The organism is Pseudomonas sp. BP11-1-1 (assembly GCF_052112105.1).
In the GTDB taxonomy this organism is placed as follows: domain Bacteria; phylum Pseudomonadota; class Gammaproteobacteria; order Pseudomonadales; family Pseudomonadaceae; genus Aquipseudomonas; species Aquipseudomonas alvandae.
In genome coordinates this window covers 1-425 of the sequence record NZ_JAUTYU010000053.1, presented here as the reverse complement: position 1 = coordinate 425, position 425 = coordinate 1, and the positions used below count along the sequence as shown (strand labels likewise).

Sequence of the window (425 nt, the reverse complement as noted above, 5' to 3'; positions counted from 1 at the left end):
TGTCATCACCACCGCGTTGATTCCAGGCCGCAAGGCACCGACGCTGCTAAGTGCTGAAACCGTCGCGCAGATGAAACCCGGCTCTGTGGTCATCGACCTCGCAGCGGCCCAGGGTGGCAACTGCCCGTTGACCGTGGCTGATCAAGTGGTTGTCGAGAACGGCGTCACCATCGTTGGCCCGACCAACCTGGCAGGCGAAGTCGCGGCCGATGCTTCGGCGCTGTACGCCCGTAACCTGCTGGACTTCCTGAAGCTGGTCTTCACCAAGGAAGGTCAGTTCGACGTGAACCTGGAAGACGACATCGTCGCCGCGTGCTTGATGTGCCGCGACGGCCAAGTCATCCGCAAAAACGCCTAAGCAGGGATTCAGACAATGGAAGAGCTTATCTCCCCCGGTATCTACAACCTGATCATCTTCGTGCTGG

1 pseudogene is annotated in these 425 nt (G+C 59.5%); it reads left to right on the top strand.

The features are described 5' to 3' along the window. Window positions 1-358, top strand: a pseudogene (locus Q7C33_RS28965) (NAD(P)(+) transhydrogenase (Re/Si-specific) subunit alpha); the annotation flags it as partial. Between the last annotated feature and the right edge of the window lie 67 nt (window positions 359-425).